The organism is uncultured Brevundimonas sp. (assembly GCF_963974615.1).
GTDB lineage: Bacteria > Pseudomonadota > Alphaproteobacteria > Caulobacterales > Caulobacteraceae > Brevundimonas.
In genome coordinates, this window is record NZ_CAXBDH010000007.1 from 115161 (window position 1) to 132344 (window position 17184).

A 17184-nucleotide genomic window follows, 5' to 3' on the forward strand; every position below is an offset into this window, starting at 1 on the left:
GCCTTTCTAGTCCGGACCGTGGCCGTGGGAGTCCGCCGTAGCGGCCCCGGCACTCCAACCTTCTCCATCCGCACCCTCAAACCAGAAGGGTGCCCGTACCCGTTGCCGTCGGCCGACCTCGTTCATCCGCGTATCGTACAGCCGCCCGTTCGCCACCGTATAGGCGATCGAGGTCGTGTTGCGCAGATCATCGAGCGGATTGGCGTCCAGCACCACCATATCGGCCAGCTTGCCGACTTCGAGCGAGCCGATATCCCGGTCCATGCCCAGCGCCCGGGCCCCGTTCAGGGTGCCAAAGCGCAGGGCCTCCATGGGTGTCGAGCCGCCCTGCTCCATCATCCACATCTCCCAGTGCGCGGCCAGACCCTCGCGCTGACCGTGGGCTCCCAGTTCGACATTGACCCCCTCACGAGAGAGCCGGGTGGCCTCGCGGGCCACGGAAATATGGTTCAGCTCATTCTCCGGGACCTGGATCGGCCGGCGGGCACGACTATCGAGAATGCGCCGGGGCACATATTGTTGCAGGCGGGCGTCGTCCCACACCGGTGTGGTCTGGTACCAGTAGTTCTCGCCCCAGCTGCCGCCATAAGCCACGACCAGGGTCGGGGTGTAGGCGACACTGGTCTGCCGCCACAGCTGGTGCACGTCGTCATACAGATGGGCCAAAGGAATCGCGTGTTCGATGGTGGTGTGACCATCCACGACCATCGACATATTGTGCTGGAACAGCGAGCCTCCCTCGGGAACGACCATCATCCCCAGCTCCCGCCCGGCCTCAATGATTTGCTGGCGCTGGTCGCGGCGCGGCTGGTTGTAGCTCTTGACACTGAAGGCGCCGACCGCGCGCATGCGGCGCAGGTTCGACACGGCATCTTCGAGACTGTCGACCTGGGCAGTAAACCCGGTCTGGGCCCCGTAGAGAATGGTGCCGGTCGAGAATATCCGCGGGGCCACAACGCGCCCGGCACGGGCCAGTTCGCTGTGGGCGAATATCTCGCTGGTGTCGTTGGACGGGTCGTGGATCGTCGTTACCCCGAAGGCCAGCGAGGCATAATCGACCCAGCTCTGCTGCGGGATGATCTCATCAGACCCCATCGACCCGTGCCAGTGGGCATCGATCAGGCCGGGAATGATGGTCTTGCCGGTCATGTCAACGACTGTGGCGTCGCCGGGAACCGTGACCGAACCGCGCGGCCCGATGGCTTCGATACGGTTGCCGTTGACGACCACCACCCCGTCCTCGATCACCTGCTCGCCGTTCATGGTAATCAGCCGGGCCCCGGTCAGGACCATGTGGCCCGTGGGGTGATCGGCATCGGCGGTGAAACTGATGTTGATCCCGGCATCAGCCGGCTTGGGCAGTTCGTCAGGCGCGCCGTCGACGAAGGTGAAGGTCTGGTCGAGATCCCGCGAGAACAGCTCGGGTCCAAGCGACCATTGCAGTCGGTGGGAATCACCTGACCAGTGCAGCCATTCTCCGGCGTCGCGGGTCACCCGGGTCTGCGGCAAGGCCTTGCCGGCGGCACTGAGGCTGACCGGGCGGCCGGTGCTGACGAACGGGGTAACATAGGCGTTGAAGCGTTCGGTCCAGGCGATCCAGTGCTCATCAGGCGACAGGACGAATTCGGCCGCATACTGGGACGTCAGATGGGTACGTTCATCATGGCCGGTCAGGTCGACAGACTTGAAGGCCCGGTTCTCGCCATCACGGCCGGTGAAGAAGATGCGGTCATTGCCAGCTCCGAACCGGGGGGTGATGCCATGATCGGTGACCAGGGTCGCCGCCCCACCTGCCGTGGGAATGCGGTAGATGCCCGGATCGCGACTCCACAGGGCGGTGCGCAGATAACCGTCGCTGGACGTGCGATAGACGATGGTCCGGCCGTCCGGCGAAAAGGCCGGTTCCAGATAATGACCGGGCTGCCGCGTCACGACGCGGCCATTTCCGCCTGAGGCCGGCACCACCCGGATGGTGCCGAGATCGGAGTCACTCCAGGTCGTATAGACGATCGAACGGCCGTCCCTCGACCAGGATGGATACAGTTCGAAATGATCGTTTTGGCGCGTCAGACGGCGCGGCGTGCCGGTCGGCAGGTCGCGGATCCACAGATTGCCCAGAGCCTCGAACACAACCTTGCTGCCGTCCGGCGAGGTGGTGGCCCAGCGGATCATCTTCACGTCAAACCGGTCGGGTGCGACCTCGACCGGGAAACGCACAACGTCCTGCACCCGCCGGGTGTCAGCGACGTGGAAGGGGATGTCGGCGACCGCGTGCGAGGCCACGTCCACGCGACGGATATGGCCGCCGGCCCAGAAGACGATGGCGCTGTTGTCCGGGGTCCAGCTGATGGCCGGATAGACGCCGTGAATAGCCCAGGTCTCCTGAAGGTCGCGATCCAGACCGTCATAGATCGGGGTCTCGCGGCCGGACTCCAGGTCCATCACATACAGAACCGACTGGTAGCGAACGCGGCGAATGAAGGCCAGAGAACGGCCGTCCGGCGACGGGGTCGGCCGGATCGAACCACCGGGACCGGAAACGAACTCGCCAACCTCGCCGGTCTGACGATCGAGGCGCTGAATCACATAAATCTGATCGTTCGGGTCCTTGCTGTATTCGAAGGTTTGCCCGGGTGTGGCGTCGTCGCTGAAATAGAGATAGCGGCCGTCCGGCGAAAAGGCCGGCTCACCGGTGTCCTTCTGCTGGGTGCGGCGTTCGGTCAGCTGCACCCCGCCCCCGCCCGAGCGATGATACATCCACATCTCACCGGCCCCGAGCGACCGGCCCGAGGTGAAATGCTTGCGGCCAACGATGAACTCCCCATCCGGCGACCAGTCGGGCTGGGTCAGCAGACGGAAGCTCTCGTCGCTGACCTGGGTCGGATTGGAGCCATCGCGGTTCATCACCCAGAGATTGTCGCCCCCGCCACGATCTGAGGTAAAGGCGATCCGGCGACCGTCCGGCGAGTATTTGGGCTGCATGTCCCAGGCCACGCCGCTGGCGATGACCCGGGCCTCGCCGCCCGCGATCGGCATCACATAGATGTCACCCAGCAGGTCGAAAACGATTTCGCGGCCGTCCGGACTGACATCCAGCGACATCCATGTGCCTTCGGTAACGTCGAGCGGAATGTCGTGCGACGGTCCTGGTGGAGCCTGAACATCCCATTTGGGGGCCTTGTCCGCTTCGGCGACGGCAACCGGATCCGGCGCTGGCGCGGCCGGCGGCACCGGGCCCAGGGCCGGGTCCGGATCCGGTTCAGCGACCGGCTCGGGCGGAGCCTCAACCGGCGCAGGAGTCGGCTGGGGCGGGGGTGTCTGGGCGATGGCCGGAACGGCAAACATCAAAACGGCAACAGACGTCAGCAACCAACGCTTCATGAAACCTACCCCGGAACTCGCGACAGAAAATCGATACCGCCGAACGTAGCGGTTTGGATATCGGTTTGGCGAGGCCGGATGCATATTCCCCGTCAGCTCGATTGCCAGGCCATTGTTCTGCCCCCCGCTTGTCATGTTGCTGGCGCGGCGCAGGACCGGTGCGAGCGGCTGTCCCGCCGAGGATCAGGGTAGGAAAGGCCGTGACCACCGCTGCGGCGAACAGTCCCGGAAAGAACATCGCGAGACTTCCGGACGAGGCCCCCTCTACCCTGGCAGATCGGACTGTGCGCTGTTGCGCCTGTCATATGTGTTTTCCGAAATCGAACACCGACCACCTATACGAGTAAAACATGCGGCACCGTCGCGCGCAGTCGTATGAATGTGGCGCTTGAACCCCAACTCTTGATAGAGATGGCCACCGCTTGAATGTGAAAGTCAGAGTGTCGTCGTGGTTCTTTATCCCGTGATCATGTGTGGGGGAGCAGGAACCCGGCTCTGGCCCGCGTCCCGTCCTTCCAGGCCCAAGCAATTCCTTTCGCTGATGGGCGGCCGGTCACTATTTCAGGAAGCCGTCGCGCGTGTCGCGCCGCTGGTGAGCGACGGGGCCGAACTGATCGTCGTCGGGGGCGTCACCCACCGGCGCTGGATTGTAGAACAGCTCGCTGAAATCGGGGTCACTGCCCAGGTGCTGCTGGAACCCGAAGCGCGGGATTCGGCACCGGCCATGGCCGCCGCCGCGATCTGGGCCCACCGGAGAGACCCTTCGAGCATTGTCGCCTTCGTCGCTTCGGACCATCACATCCCCGACCATGACACTTTTCGGCACGCCCTGCTCCAGGCAACCGCGGGGGCAGGATCCGGACAGATCGTCACCCTCGGGCTAAGGCCCACGGCACCTTCCCCGGCCTATGGTTACATCAAGCCGGGTGGGCGCGGGCTGTCTCCGGTCGCGGCGTTCGTCGAAAAACCGGATGCCGCCACGGCCGCCGCCTATATCGCCGACGGATATCTGTGGAACAGCGGCACTTTCATCGTGTCCACCCGAACCTTCATCGATGAGCTCAAAGCCTGGGCCCCCGAGATCGAGATAGCCGTCAGCGCCTCCATAAGAACCGACGACAGCGCGACAGTGCAGACCCTGTCGGAGAGCTTCGGTCGCGCTCCCCGCATTTCCGTGGACTATGCTGTCATGGAGAAGACCACCCTGGCCTCGGTGCTGGAAGTGGACTTCGCCTGGTCCGACCTCGGGACCTGGGATACGATTTCGGCCACGGGCCAGGCGCATGAGGATCGACATATTCTTGAGGACACGACCGGATGCCTGATCCGCGCACCTGAAGGCATGATTGTCGGCGCATTGGGGCTCAACAATCTGGTGATCATCGCCGAAGCGGATGCCGTTCTGGTGTGCGATCTGGACCGGGCACACGACGTCAAACAGCTGGTCGAACAGATGCGCACCCGGTCGCCCCGGCATCTCGACTTCGCCCGGGATCGGCCCGAAAGCTTGACCCAAGGCGGTGTGCGGTTCGCGGACTGGCTTCGTCTTCGCGCCCTGCCGGTCTGGTCGACTCTCGGCGTGGAGGAAGACGGAATGTTCGCTGAGGCCCTCCTCCTGGACGGGCGGGTGCCGGAACTGCCGCACAGGATCCGGGTTCAGACGCGACAAATTTACGCCTATGCCCAGGCTGGCACGCTCGGTTGGACCGGACCCTGGCGCACCTTGGTGCTGACGGGCCTGACCCGGCTGTACGATAGCTATCTACAGGAGGACGGCCGCGGCCGGGCGCTCGTATCCGCTGCGGGATTGCCCATCGACGGAACGGCGATGCTGTACGACCAGATATTCGTTCTGTTCGCCCTTGCCGCTGCCAAGGCCGCCGGAATCGACGATGAAACGCTTGAACCCAGAGCCATCAAGCTGCGCGATGCGCTGCTGGCAGAGGCTCTTCCAAACGGCGCACTGAAAGAATTCGAACCCCACCCGTATCAGGCCAATGCGCACATGCATCTACTCGAGACCTGTCTGGCCTGGGAGGAGATCAGCGATGATCCGCAATGGGCAAGACTGGCAGACCGCGTGGCGGGATTGGCGCTCGATACCTTCATAGATCCGGACAACGGCTTCCTGCGGGAGTTCTTCAACGCGGATTGGAAGCCGGCCGGCGGTGATGATGGTCATCTTGTTGAACCGGGCCATCAGTTCGAGTGGACATGGCTCCTGTCACGGTATGGTCGCCGACGTGGTGACCAGAGGGCGCTGGCGGCCGCCGCCAGACTCTATACCGCTGGCCGAAGCGGCATTCTCGACGATCCCGAGATTGTTGTCGACGCTCTGAATGACGACGGCTCCATCCGCAGCTCACGAGCCCGACTGTGGCCCCAATCTGAATGGATAAAGGCTGCGCTGATCCTCGCAGAAACGGCGACGCCCGACGATCGGATCCCCCTGCTTGAAGATGCCGCCACGGCGCTGAAGGCATTATGGCTGTACCTTACGCCTGACGGCCTTTGGCACGACAAGCGCCTGGTCGATGGCGGGTTCGTCGATGAACCCGCTCCGGCCACATCTCTCTACCACATCATGGCCGCCTTCCAGCAGTTGACGCTGTCCTGGAAGACAATTGCGCCCGATGAGACAAACGGGCTGGACCTCGGCTGACGGAGCCTTTGGATCGGGCCTGAAGGAAACGGGAGAGCGCTGAAACAGTGTGGCCGCCGGACGGGGTCTGGTATTGTGACGGACTGTGGTGTCACCCTGTCGCAGATCAAGCCCGGAGAGGTCAGACATGAGCGATTCCGAACTCTATCCCGTCCCCGCCGCCTGGGCCGCGCGCGCCCATATGGACCGGACCGGCTATGAGGCGGCCTGCCGCGCTGCGCGCGAGACACCCAACATCTTCTGGGCCCAGCAGGCCAGACGGCTGGACTGGATCACCCCGCCCACGATCATCAAGGACGTCTCATTCAACAAGGAAGACTTCCGTATCCGCTGGTTCGCCGACGGGGTGCTGAACGTGGCCTGGAACTGCGTCGACCGGCATCTGGCCGAACGCGGTGACCAGACCGCCATCCTGTGGGAAGGCGACGATCCGACCAACTCCGGCGGGCTGACCTATCGCGAGCTGCACCACGAAGTCTGCCACATGGCCAATGTGCTCAAGGCCCTGGGCGTGGTGAAGGGGGACCGGGTCACCCTGTATCTGCCGATGATCCCGGCCGCCGCCGTGGCCATGCTGGCCTGCGCCCGCATCGGTGCCGTGCATTCGGTGGTGTTCGGCGGCTTCTCGCCCGAGAGTCTGGCCGGGCGGATCGAGGATTGCGGCTCGAAGCTGGTGATCACCGCCGACGAGGGGCTGCGTGCCGGCAAGCGCATCCCGCTGAAGGCCAATGTCGACGCGGCGCTGGAGAAGGTCGACGTCGACACCGTGCTGGTCCTGACCCACACCCGGGCCGAGGTGCCGATCGTGGCCGGCCGCGACGTGCGCTACGACGACATCCGCCAGACGGTCGGCGACGACTGCCCGTGCGAGCCGATGAACGCCGAAGATCCGCTGTTCATCCTCTATACCTCGGGCTCGACCGGCAAGCCCAAGGGGGTGCTGCACACCACCGGTGGCTATCTGTTCTGGGCCGCCTGGACCCATGAACTGGTGTTCGACTACCGCCCCGGCGAGGTGTTCTGGTGCACGGCCGACGTCGGCTGGGTCACCGGCCACACCTATGTGGTCTACGGGGCCCTGGCCAATGCCGCCACGACCCTGATGTTCGAGGGTGTACCCAACTATCCCGACAACCGCCGTTTCTGGCAGGTGGTCGACAAGCACCAGGTCGAGATCTTCTACACCGCCCCCACGGCCCTGCGCGCCCTGATGCGCGACGGCGACGCCCCGGTGAAGGCGACTTCGCGCAAGAGCCTGCGCCTGCTCGGCACGGTCGGTGAGCCGATCAATCCCGAGGCCTGGCGCTGGTATCATGAGGTCGTCGGCGACGGAAAACTGCCGATCATCGACACCTGGTGGCAGACTGAGACCGGTGGAGCCCTGATCGCCCCCCTGCCCGGGGCGACCGCCCTCAAGCCTGGCTCGGCCACCCTGCCCCTGCCCGGGGTCGAGCTGGAACTGGTCGATGCTGAGGGTCAGGTGCTGGGCGGGGCCGCCAGTGGCAATCTGTGCATCACCGACAGCTGGCCCGGCCAGATGCGCACCGTCTGGGGCGACCACCAGCGCTTCTTCGACACCTATTTTTCAACCTATCCCGGCCGGTATTTCACCGGCGACGGCTGCCGCCGGGATGCGGACGGCTACTACTGGATCACCGGCCGGGTCGACGATGTGATCAATGTCTCGGGCCACAGAATGGGCACGGCCGAGGTCGAGAGCGCCCTGGTGCTGCACCCGCACGTGGCCGAGGCCGCCGTGGTCGGCTTCCCCCACGACATCAAGGGCCAGGGCATCTACGCCTATGTCACCCTGAACGCCGGGGTCGAGCCACACGACGATCTGAAGCGGGCCCTGGTCGCCCACGTGCGTAAAGAGATCGGCCCCATCGCCGCCCCCGACGCCATCCACTGGGCCCCGGGCCTGCCCAAGACCCGCTCGGGCAAGATCATGCGGCGGATATTGCGCAAGATCGCCGAAGGCGAGGTCGACAGCCTGGGGGACACCTCGACCCTGGCGGATCCGGGTGTGGTGGACGAACTGGTGAGGGGGCGGGGGGAAAGGTGAGCGGTTCAGATTGAACCGTTCAGGGCGTGGTCTGTTTCAGAACCCGGTCGATCGCCCGGTGGGTCAGGTCGCGACGGAAATCCGAATAGACTTGACCCGTCTGCGTCAACGTTGCGGGATACCGCAAAGGTCCCGACGAATCCCGTCGCCCCCGAGGCGTTTCCTTCATGTTTGATGACAAGTCGATCCTGATCACCGGCGGCTCCGGCTCCTTCGGCAAGATGTACATCCGGACCATTCTCGCCCGTTACAAGCCCCGCCGGTTGATCGTCTATTCGCGCGACGAGCTGAAACAGTTCGAGATGCAGCATGAGTTCACCGACCCCTGCATGCGGTTCTTTCTGGGCGATGTGCGCGACCGGGAACGGCTGATCCAAGCCACCCGCGGGGTCGATTTCATCATCCACGCGGCGGCGATGAAGCAGGTGCCCGCGGCCGAGTACAATCCGACCGAATGTATCCGCACCAACATCAACGGAGCCGAAAACGTCATCGCCGCCGCCCTGGCCAATGACGTGGACCGGGTCATCGCCCTGTCGACCGACAAGGCCGCCAGTCCGATCAATCTGTACGGCGCGACCAAGCTGGTGTCCGACAAGCTGTTCGTCGCCGCCAACAACATGGCCGGCAGTCACCGCACGCGATTTTCAGTGGTCCGCTACGGCAATGTGGTCGGGTCGCGCGGCTCGGTCCTGCCCTTCTTTCGCAAACTGATCGCCGAGGGCGCGGACTCCCTGCCGATCACCGATCCGCGCATGACGCGCTTCTGGATCACCCTGGATCAGGGCGTTCAGTTCGTGCTGACCAATTTTCAGCGCATGCATGGCGGAGAGATCTTCATACCCAAGATCCCCTCCGTGCGAATCATGGATCTGGCCGAGGCCCTGGCCCCCGGCATGGCCACCCATGTCGTCGGCGTGCGGCCCGGTGAGAAACTGCATGAGACCATGTGCCCGGCGGACGATTCCCACCTGACCTATGATTTCGCCGATCACTATGTGATCGCCCCGACGATCCGGTTCCACAGCCTGGATGTCGACTTCGGCCGCAACGTTCTGGGCGAACAGGGGGCGTTGGTGGAGCCGGGCTTTGAGTACAACTCTGCGACCAATCCCCATTTTCTGACCGTCGAGGAAACCCGCGCGTTCAACGATCAGGCGGCGATTTGACGGCCTGACCCTCCAGCAGTCCCCAGTCCATCGGGGTCCCCCGGGCGGCGTCACGAACCACCTTCCGGCCCAGAAGTTCGTGATAATAGCGCGGGTGCAGACCGTCGCCGGGCCGCACGGAACGCAGGTTCTGCGGCGTCAGGATGTCGCCGGCCTTCACATCCTCAGCGATGAACAGGGAGCGTCCGAAACGGCGATTGACCGCAGCCTGACCCGTCGGATCGAACTGCACAGTCCCGAGCGCCGCCTCGGCCACGCGCAGGGATCTGACCAACCCGGCGAACTCATCGGGCGTGAGTGAGAAACTGGCATCCGGGCCGCCCTGGGCCCGGTCCAGAATGAAATGTTTCTCGACCACCCGCGCGCCCAACGCGACGGCGACGATCGCCACGGCATCGCTGGTGGTGTGATCCGACAGGCCGATCCGGGTGCCGAACCGTTCGGCCATCCGGGGCAGGGTCAGCAGATTGGCGTCCGCCGGGTCAGCCGGATAGGCCGAGGTGCAGGTCAGCAGGGTGATGTCGTCGTTGCCGACTCGACGACAGGCGGCTACGGCCTCTTCGATCTCCGCTAGGCCGGCGATTCCCGTCGAGATGATCATCGGCCGACTCCTGGCCGCCGCATATTCGATCAGCGGAATGTCGACGATCTCGAAGGAGGCGATCTTGTAGATCGGCACGTCCATCGCCGCGAGGAAGTCCACCGCCGTAAAGTCGAATGGCGAGGAGAAGAAGACCAGACCGTTGCGGTGGGCCTCGGCCTGGATCGGCGCATGCCATTCCCACGGCAGGGCGGCCTCGCTGTACAACGCATGCAGGGTGGTGCCGTCCCACAGGGTACCGTCATTAATCCGGAAGCAGGCGGCGTCGGAATCGAGAGTGATGGTGTCGGCGGTATAGGTCTGGACCTTGATCGCATCCGCGCCCGCCGCCGCCGCCGCACGGACGGTCTCGAGGCAGACGTCCAGCGACCCGCCGTGGTTGGCCGACAGTTCGGCGACGATGAAGACACGGTCAGGATAGGCGAAACTCATGCGGGCGGGCCTTCGAATACCGTGTTCATCAGGGCCGGACGGTCGTCGGGCCAATTGTCGCCGAACCGGGCCAGCAGGACGACATCCTGCAATTGATCGTCCTTGCGGGCATGGCGCACAAGCCGACCCTCCTCGACGAAGCCGAAGCGTTTGTGCAGGCGGATGACGGCCGCGTTGAAGGCGAAGACCTCGCAGCACAGCTTGCCAATGCCGATGTCGCCGAAGACCCGGTCCAGGGCCAGCAGCTCCATCGCCGCCCCCGATCCGCGCGGGGCGTCGGCCTCGCCCAGATAGAAGGCCCAGCTGCAACGAGCGTTGTGCCGGTCGATCCCGGTGAACGAAACGAAGCCCAGCGGCCGGTCCTGGTATTCATAGATCAAATAGACGGCGTCCGGGCTGACAAGGCTTACTGCCAGCCAGCGCGCATGTTCCTCGGCACCGATCACATGGTCGCTGTACATGTTTGCCCGAACGCGATCCTGATTGCGCCAGGCCAGCAGCCTGTCGCTGTCAGCGGCGGCGAGCGGACGGAGCCGACAGTCCTGAAAACGCAGGGTCGGGGTTCGTGACATGCGGGGCGCGTCGGTCATGCTGGATCCGGTCCCTGGGCCTGTTGCAGATAATCGAACAAGCGCCGAACCCCCTGCCCGTCAACAAGGGCGGCGCTGCGGGTTGCGATTTCCGCGCGCAGGCCGGGATCGCCCAGTCGCCTGAGGCCCGAGCGGATTCGCGCCTGCCGGTCAGGGCCGTCCCAGCGTCCGGCGTCGACGAAACCACACAGGGGCGGCCAATGGTCAAGATTGGCCTGCTGATTGTCGGCGACGCCGACCAGAATGGTCGGCACGCCGCAACAGGCGAGTTCGAAGGTCGTCGTCCCCGCCGCACTGACGGCCAGATCGGCCTCGAGCATCAGGGCCGCCATGGCGCTGTCGGACAAGCGATGATGGACCGTCACACCCGGCGGTGACGGTCCATCATCGGCACCGCCCCGCACCAGATCAATCCGCGCGTCCGGATATTCCCCGGCAGCCAGCCGCGCAGTCTCGTCACCCAGAGCACGAACATCGCCACCGCCCATGGTCACCAGAATCCGCTCGACCGTCGGTCGCACCTCCGGGCGGCGACTGAGGTTTCCAAATCCTGGCCGCAGTGGTTGCCAGACCGGACCGGTCAGCCATGTGGCACCGTCCGGTCGCAGCGGGGCCGGATCGGGCGCGGGATGGACCACGGTCCCGCGCGGATAGATGTGGCGCTGGAGATCGTCGATGAAGACGATGGCCCCGGCCTGTCGGGCGATCGCCGCCAGCACGGGGGCTCCGGCCTGATAGGAGTCGACGATCACGAGTCCATCCCGGCAATCCGGCAGGGTGTCGGGATCATCCTGCCAGCGGCCCTGGCGGACCTCACCAGTCTCGCCGGCCATCGCCACCGCGAGCGCGTCGCCATCCAGAATCCAGATGACCGCACCCTCGGCCTCGGCCCAATGTCGGGCATAGGCAGTGCAGCGGGCGACGTGACCCAGACCCGGCCCCTGACCACCTTCCGTAAACAGGGTCAGACGGCCGAAGCTCGCCATCAGTCCGGATCCGGGGACTGCGTCATCAGCCGGTGCTTCATCTCGGCCAGTCGCCAGTCCGTCATGGTGTCGATGTCCTGCACCTCGGTTTCGTCGACGACAAAGCTGCCGGCGCGGCCCCCGTAGGCCGGCGTTCGGTTCAGGCAAGATGCGCTGCTCATCCAGTAGAACTGACCGGCGTCATGGAAGGCAGGCTCCAGATCCTGCGACCGGCTGCTGTAGTGTTCGGGTGTCAGCATGGCCGTCCGCCCCGTCGCATCGCGGCGAAGGGCCCGCTGGATCGGTGATCCGTACCGAACCACGGGAAAGACGCTGTCAAAATTACCGGATTCCAACAACTTGTACCCTTGCAACAATCTGGCTGGGGTAACAAACACGGCCGTCGCCATGATGCAGCACACGGCGTCGAAGGTCTGACCTCTTTGCTGAAAGTCGGTCACGACCTCACACAGCACGTCCATCAGGCCGGCATGATCGTTGGCGGTTTCGTCCCGGCGCATGAAGGGAATCTCGGCCCCCGCCGCCTGCGCCACCTCGGCTATGTCAGTGTCGTCGGTGGAAACCATGACGGTGTCGAACAGATCGCTCGCGCGCGCGGCCTGAACCGGCCAGGCCAGCATCGGCCGCCCGGCGAAATCGCGGATGTTCTTTCCCTCGAGCCGCTTGCTGCCGCCCCGGGCCGGAATGACGGCGAGACGCCTCATGCCAGCCCCCTGACGGCGTCGACCACGCGTTCAACGTCCTCATCGGTCATGGCCGGATACAGGGGCAGGCTGAGGCACTGCTCATAATACCGTTCGGTCTCGGGACAGGAGTCCGACGCAACTGCGCAGGTCTGACGGTACCAGGGCTGATGATGAACGGGGATGTAGTGAACCTGGGAACCGACGCCCTGTTCCAGAAGCGCAGCCATCACCTCAGGTCGCGTCCGGCCCATGGCCATAAGGTCGAAGCGGGCGACGAACAGATGCTGGGCCACCTTCCGGTTCCCGGTCGCCGGTGGCAGCGTCAACCAGTCCAGATCGGCGAAGGCCTGACGATAGCGAAGGAAGATCTCGCGCCGCCGTTCGATGAACCGCTCCAGCTTTCGCAGCTGGCTTGATCCCAGGGCGGCCTGAATCTCGGTCATGCGGTAGTTGAAGCCCAGCATCTGCTGTTCATACCACCATGTGCCCGGATTATCGGTCATCAGGGTCGGCTCACGGGTAATCCCGTGTGACCGGAGCATCTGCAGCCGCTCGTACAGGACGGGGTCATTGGTGGTGATCGCGCCGCCCTCGCCGGTGGTGATCGTCTTCACCGGATGAAAGGAGAAGGTGGTGGCGTCCGAGTAACGGCAGTCGCCGACGCGCCCGCCCCCGGAATATTCCGAACCGATCGCGTGCGCCGCATCCTCCACGATCCTGATGTCCCGGTCCGCCGCCATGGCCTGGAAGGCCGGCATATCGGCGGGCAGGCCGGCGAAGTGAACCGGGGCGATAAGGCGGGTGTTCGGGGTCAGGGCCGCCAGGGTTGCCGTCGGCGACAGGTTCAGCGTCTCGGGGTCGATGTCGGCGAACACAGGGTGCAGGCCGACGTAGGCCATAGCGTTCGAGGTCGCCACAAAGGTGTTCGGGCTGGTGATCCCCTCCCCGGCCCCGAGCTTGAGTCCCGCCATACAGATGTGCAACGCGGCCGTGCCGTTGGCGACTGCAACACAGTGTTTGGCTCCGACATAGGCGGCCAGGTCGGCCTCGAACGCCTTGGTCGCCGGGCCCTGGGTCAGAAAGGCCGAGCGCAGTACGGCCAGCACCGCCGCCTCGTCGTCGGCATCGATATGATGTCGCCCATAGGGGATGAAGGATCTAGCCGACATGTTCGCGCGCGACCTCACCGCTCAGGGCCTCGGCGAGCCTGGCCATAACCCCGGTCCACTCACCCATGCCGTCGGCGTGGAAAGCCTGCAGCGACGGATAACAGGGGGCCCGGTCCGTTCCGAATCCGGTCCAGGCGTCCGGGTTGGAAATCATCATCACCCTTGCCCCGCATGCCGCGGCGATATTGGTGGTCGCCGTCGAGGGACCCATGACGATGTCGAGGGCCGTGCAGAGCGCGGCCAGGTCATCGAGATCATCTTTCAGGTCAATGCCCGGCGGCGTCCAGATCTCCAGTCCCGCCGCCCGGGCCGCCTCAAGCTCTGCCGTCGCATCGCCATACTGAAGATTCACATAGTGAGCCCCCGGCACGCTCAGAACAGGTCGCCACAGGTCGAATGGCGAATAGGCGCGCAGTCGCGCGCCTTTCATGTTCAGGCTCTTCCACAGAACCCCGACCTTCAGCCCCGGCCCGAGGCCGGACAACATCCGGTGCCAGTGGGCCACGCGTTCCGGGTCCGGGGTCAGAAAGGCCCGTTTATCCGGGAAAGAGTCAGCGCTGGTCCTGAAGCGACGGAACAGGCTGCCGATCGGTGTCCACAGATCGACCTCCGGGGTGGCCGTCGGCAATTCAACGGCACGAAACAACCGACCGAGATGCAGGCCGGTCTGATGCTTGACGACGTCGGCTGACGGATAGCTGCGCTGGAACAGGGGCACCAGCCGGGCCTGAACCGCCAGGATCATCCGTCCTTTCGGGCCGATCGCCGCCTGCACATCGTCCAGCACATTGGCGAACAGGACCTCGTCGCCCAGCCCCTGCTCGCCGTAGATCAGCACCGCCCGGCCTTCGATGTCGTCTTCCAGTGTCCAGCGCCGCCCATGGGGCTGGAAGGTCACCGCATCCTGCAAGGCGGGGTCGAAGCGGGCCTCATAGCTGTCAAAGCCGTTTCGCAAATCCCCGACCATGAATTGGGTCAGGGCCTTGGCCATCGTCATCGTCGCCACCTCATTGGCGTCCTTGACCCCGACCAGGGCGGTATCGATGTCCGCCAGCGCCAGCGCCGGCTCACCCAGTTGCATCCGCACATTGGCGCGATTGTAGCGGGCCTTGTAGAAGCCGGCATCGAGCCGCAGGGCCTCGTCATAAAAGGGCACGGACTGGGCCGCGTCGCCCCGTTCGCTCAATACCGTGCCGAGCGAATTCCACAGAACCGCCTCTTCCGGACAGACGGCAATCAGATTCCGCAAGACATCGATGGCCTCATCGGAACGGTTCTGGTCGCGCAGGGCGCAGGCGAGGTTGTTGGACGCCTCGACGTTGCCCGGGTTCCGCGACAGGAACCGGGACAGCAGCTTTTCAGCGATCTCCAGATAGCCGAGCCGGTGCGCCAGCCGTCCCAGATCAAAGGCGACCGAAGTGTCGTCATCCAGCAGACGCACGGCCGCCTCATAGGCGGAGAAGGCCTCGGCCAGATTGCCCGTCTTTTCCTGGGCGACAGCCAGAATGTGCCAGGCCAGGCCATTTTTCTCGTCCTTTTCGAGCGCCTTCAGCGTCAGCCGCGTACCTTCAGCGTAGTCTCCGTCCCCGATCGCCTTCAGCGCCGAGCGAAGCATGGCCAGGGAACTGGCCTGGGTCGCAGACTTTCCCGCGCGTTTGGGGTTACTGCGCAGCGGAGGGCGCGACGCCCGGGTCAGCCGGGAAATGGCCTCGGGCGAAGCCGCGTCGCCAACCAGGCTGTCCAGGGTGGGCGGGCTGTGCTCCACGGCGGGCATGATCGGCGGCGCGCTCATGCCCGGACCCTTTGGTATGTCATGGAAATCAGGATCGTCCGAACATGGTTAAGGTTGCCTTTCAGCCGCGAGGGTTGCTGCCGGACGTGACGCCGCGCCTTCGGCCGCATCAGTCATGACGGCGGGCACGGTCGCAACCTCCGGGTTGAACGCCGCGGTAGCGGTCAAGGTGACACAGGTATGCGGAAAATAGAGCCCCCGCCCCGAAGCGGGTTTCCGCCATGAGCGTGAATGGTGATCGCCGCCGTTGCGGGCGAACTGACCAATAACTGACCAATAGAGCAACCAACAAACAGGGCAGAAATCGCATCACAATCGATATGTACCCTCACAACTGGCCCCTTGGTGGAGGATAGCAGTCAACCACCGACGGACGCAGCCTCGACCGGAAGAAAATCCTCCCCGGGCCGGACCGATCAATGTGGCGTCTTTCGACCGGCGGGGCTATCCAAGGCTACAGGGCGCTCATCGCGCCCTTCCTGTCGCAAGGCCCCGGTTTCGAATGTCCAGTCCCGTCCTCGTCACCGGTTCCGCCGGCTTCATCGGCTTTCATACCGCGCAGCGTCTGCTGAACCGGGGCGAGACCGTCGTCGGGCTGGACAATATGAACCCCTATTATGACGTGACCCTGAAAGAAGCCCGGCTGACCCGACTGAAGGCTCATCCGAACTACCGGCACCATCATCTCGACCTCGCCGACCGCGAGGGGATGGCCGCCCTGTTCGCGCAACACCGGCCAGACCGGGTCATCCATGTCGGGGCCCAGGCAGGCATTCGCTACAGCGTTGAAAACCCCGAAACCTATATCGACTCCAACATCGTCGGCTTCCTGACCGTGCTTCAGGGATGTCGCGAGGTCGGGGTCAAACATCTGGTCTTCGCCTCGACCAGCTCGGCCTTCGGGGCCAACGCGGCCCTGCCCTTCTCGGTCAAACAGGGCGTGGCCCACCCGCTGAATGTCTATTCTGCGACCAAGATCGCCAATGAAGGCATGGCCCACGCCTTTGCCCATGTCTTCGGCCTGCCCTGTACGGGACTGCGTTTCTTTACCGTCTATGGCCCGTGGGGCCGCCCGGACATGGCCCTGTTCAAATTCACCCGCGCCATCCTCGAGGGACAACCCATCGACGTCTATGGCGAAGGCCGGATGGAGCGGGATTTCACCTATATCGATGACATCGTCGACGGGGTTGTTTCAGCGCTCGATTCACCGGCGGCCATTGACCCGGACTGGGACGCCGCCCGCCCGGATCCCTCGACCAGCGGCGTCGCCCCGTGGCGGCTGCTCAACCTCGGTGCCGGTCGCCGCGAGAAATTGCATCGCTATATCGAGGTGCTGGAAGAGAAATTGGGCCGAAAGGCGCAGATCAACCTGATGCCCGCCCAGGACGGCGAGATGATCCGCACCGAGGCGGACATCACCGAGACCCGCGCCGCACTCGGCTATGCGCCGTCAACGTCGATCGATACCGGCGTCGGCCATTTCGTCGACTGGTATCGCGACTTCTACAACACCCATTAAGCGCCCCCGGGCCGATGCCGCCGGGCGTGTGCCGGTCTGCTGTCAGCCCGATGTCGTCATCTCAACCGCACAATCAGCATCATCAGCCCCCGGACCGGCGAACAAGCTTGAGCAACCAGCAAGGGCGGT

At 64.6% G+C, this 17184-nt stretch carries 11 protein-coding genes; 4 read left to right on the top strand and 7 right to left on the bottom strand.

The annotated features are described in order from the left end of the window. Window positions 1-6: 6 nt before the first annotated feature. The gene (locus AAC050_RS06410; RefSeq protein WP_339914238.1) at window positions 7-3381 is read right to left on the bottom strand and encodes an amidohydrolase family protein; all 3375 of its coding nucleotides are present in this window, start codon (window positions 3379-3381) and stop codon (window positions 7-9) included. A 469-nt stretch (window positions 3382-3850) separates the two neighbouring features. Between AAC050_RS06410 and AAC050_RS06415 the strand changes: the two genes are divergently transcribed. From AAC050_RS06415 to pseB, 3 genes are all read left to right on the top strand, one after another. Beyond that, window positions 3851-6043 carry an AGE family epimerase/isomerase gene (locus tag AAC050_RS06415; RefSeq protein WP_339914271.1) on the top strand — a complete coding sequence of 731 codons (2193 nt, stop codon included), beginning with the start codon at window positions 3851-3853 and terminating at the stop codon, window positions 6041-6043. A gap of 127 nt (window positions 6044-6170) precedes the next feature. Continuing rightward, window positions 6171-8108 carry an acetate--CoA ligase gene (gene acs, locus AAC050_RS06420; protein ID WP_339914239.1) on the top strand — a complete coding sequence of 646 codons (1938 nt, stop codon included), beginning with the start codon at window positions 6171-6173 and terminating at the stop codon, window positions 8106-8108. Between the two features lie 167 nt (window positions 8109-8275). Beyond that, window positions 8276-9277 carry a UDP-N-acetylglucosamine 4,6-dehydratase (inverting) gene (gene pseB / locus AAC050_RS06425; protein ID WP_339914240.1) on the top strand — a complete coding sequence of 334 codons (1002 nt, stop codon included), beginning with the start codon at window positions 8276-8278 and terminating at the stop codon, window positions 9275-9277. Here pseB and pseI read toward each other — a convergent pair. The 6 genes from pseI to AAC050_RS06455 are packed head-to-tail and all read right to left on the bottom strand — an operon-like array spanning window position 9255 to window position 15533. Further along, a complete protein-coding gene (gene pseI, locus AAC050_RS06430; protein ID WP_339914241.1) occupies window positions 9255-10310 on the bottom strand; it encodes a pseudaminic acid synthase in 1056 nt (351 codons plus the stop codon). The two genes, pseB and pseI, sit on opposite strands and share 23 nt — an antisense overlap. Continuing rightward, window positions 10307-10900: a UDP-4-amino-4,6-dideoxy-N-acetyl-beta-L-altrosamine N-acetyltransferase gene (pseH, locus tag AAC050_RS06435; RefSeq protein ID WP_339914242.1), complete on the bottom strand. Its 594-nt coding sequence runs from the start codon at window positions 10898-10900 to the stop codon at window positions 10307-10309. The genes pseI and pseH overlap by 4 nt, the downstream gene beginning before the upstream one ends. Beyond that, on the bottom strand, window positions 10897-11886 hold the full coding sequence (locus tag AAC050_RS06440) for a hypothetical protein (protein WP_339914243.1): 990 nt from the start codon (window positions 11884-11886) through the stop codon (window positions 10897-10899). Before AAC050_RS06440 ends, pseH begins: the two co-directional genes overlap by 4 nt. Continuing rightward, on the bottom strand, window positions 11886-12590 hold the full coding sequence (pseF, locus tag AAC050_RS06445; protein ID WP_339914244.1) for a pseudaminic acid cytidylyltransferase: 705 nt from the start codon (window positions 12588-12590) through the stop codon (window positions 11886-11888). Before pseF ends, AAC050_RS06440 begins: the two co-directional genes overlap by 1 nt. Continuing rightward, window positions 12587-13741: a UDP-4-amino-4,6-dideoxy-N-acetyl-beta-L-altrosamine transaminase gene (gene pseC / locus AAC050_RS06450; protein ID WP_339914245.1), complete on the bottom strand. Its 1155-nt coding sequence runs from the start codon at window positions 13739-13741 to the stop codon at window positions 12587-12589. Before pseC ends, pseF begins: the two co-directional genes overlap by 4 nt. Beyond that, the gene (locus AAC050_RS06455; RefSeq protein ID WP_339914246.1) at window positions 13731-15533 is read right to left on the bottom strand and encodes a tetratricopeptide repeat protein; all 1803 of its coding nucleotides are present in this window, start codon (window positions 15531-15533) and stop codon (window positions 13731-13733) included. The genes pseC and AAC050_RS06455 overlap by 11 nt, the downstream gene beginning before the upstream one ends. Window positions 15534-16035: 502 nt before the next feature. Between AAC050_RS06455 and AAC050_RS06460 the strand changes: the two genes are divergently transcribed. Then, entirely contained in the window at window positions 16036-17055 is a 1020-nt protein-coding gene (locus AAC050_RS06460) for an NAD-dependent epimerase/dehydratase family protein (RefSeq protein ID WP_339914247.1), read from the top strand. Window positions 17056-17184 lie beyond the last annotated feature (129 nt).

Coding starts and splice junctions, on each gene's coding strand:
- pseF (WP_339914244.1), bottom strand. CDS start 12,590: ATGAGGCGTCTCGCCGTCATTCCGGCCCGGGGCGGCAGCAAGCGGCTC.
- AAC050_RS06460 (WP_339914247.1), top strand. CDS start 16,036: ATGTCCAGTCCCGTCCTCGTCACCGGTTCCGCCGGCTTCATCGGCTTT.
- AAC050_RS06455 (WP_339914246.1), bottom strand. CDS start 15,533: ATGAGCGCGCCGCCGATCATGCCCGCCGTGGAGCACAGCCCGCCCACC.
- pseH (WP_339914242.1), bottom strand. CDS start 10,900: ATGACCGACGCGCCCCGCATGTCACGAACCCCGACCCTGCGTTTTCAG.
- AAC050_RS06415 (WP_339914271.1), top strand. CDS start 3,851: ATGTGTGGGGGAGCAGGAACCCGGCTCTGGCCCGCGTCCCGTCCTTCC.
- AAC050_RS06410 (WP_339914238.1), bottom strand. CDS start 3,381: ATGAAGCGTTGGTTGCTGACGTCTGTTGCCGTTTTGATGTTTGCCGTT.
- pseC (WP_339914245.1), bottom strand. CDS start 13,741: ATGTCGGCTAGATCCTTCATCCCCTATGGGCGACATCATATCGATGCC.
- acs (WP_339914239.1), top strand. CDS start 6,171: ATGAGCGATTCCGAACTCTATCCCGTCCCCGCCGCCTGGGCCGCGCGC.
- AAC050_RS06440 (WP_339914243.1), bottom strand. CDS start 11,886: ATGGCGAGCTTCGGCCGTCTGACCCTGTTTACGGAAGGTGGTCAGGGG.
- pseB (WP_339914240.1), top strand. CDS start 8,276: ATGTTTGATGACAAGTCGATCCTGATCACCGGCGGCTCCGGCTCCTTC.
- pseI (WP_339914241.1), bottom strand. CDS start 10,310: ATGAGTTTCGCCTATCCTGACCGTGTCTTCATCGTCGCCGAACTGTCG.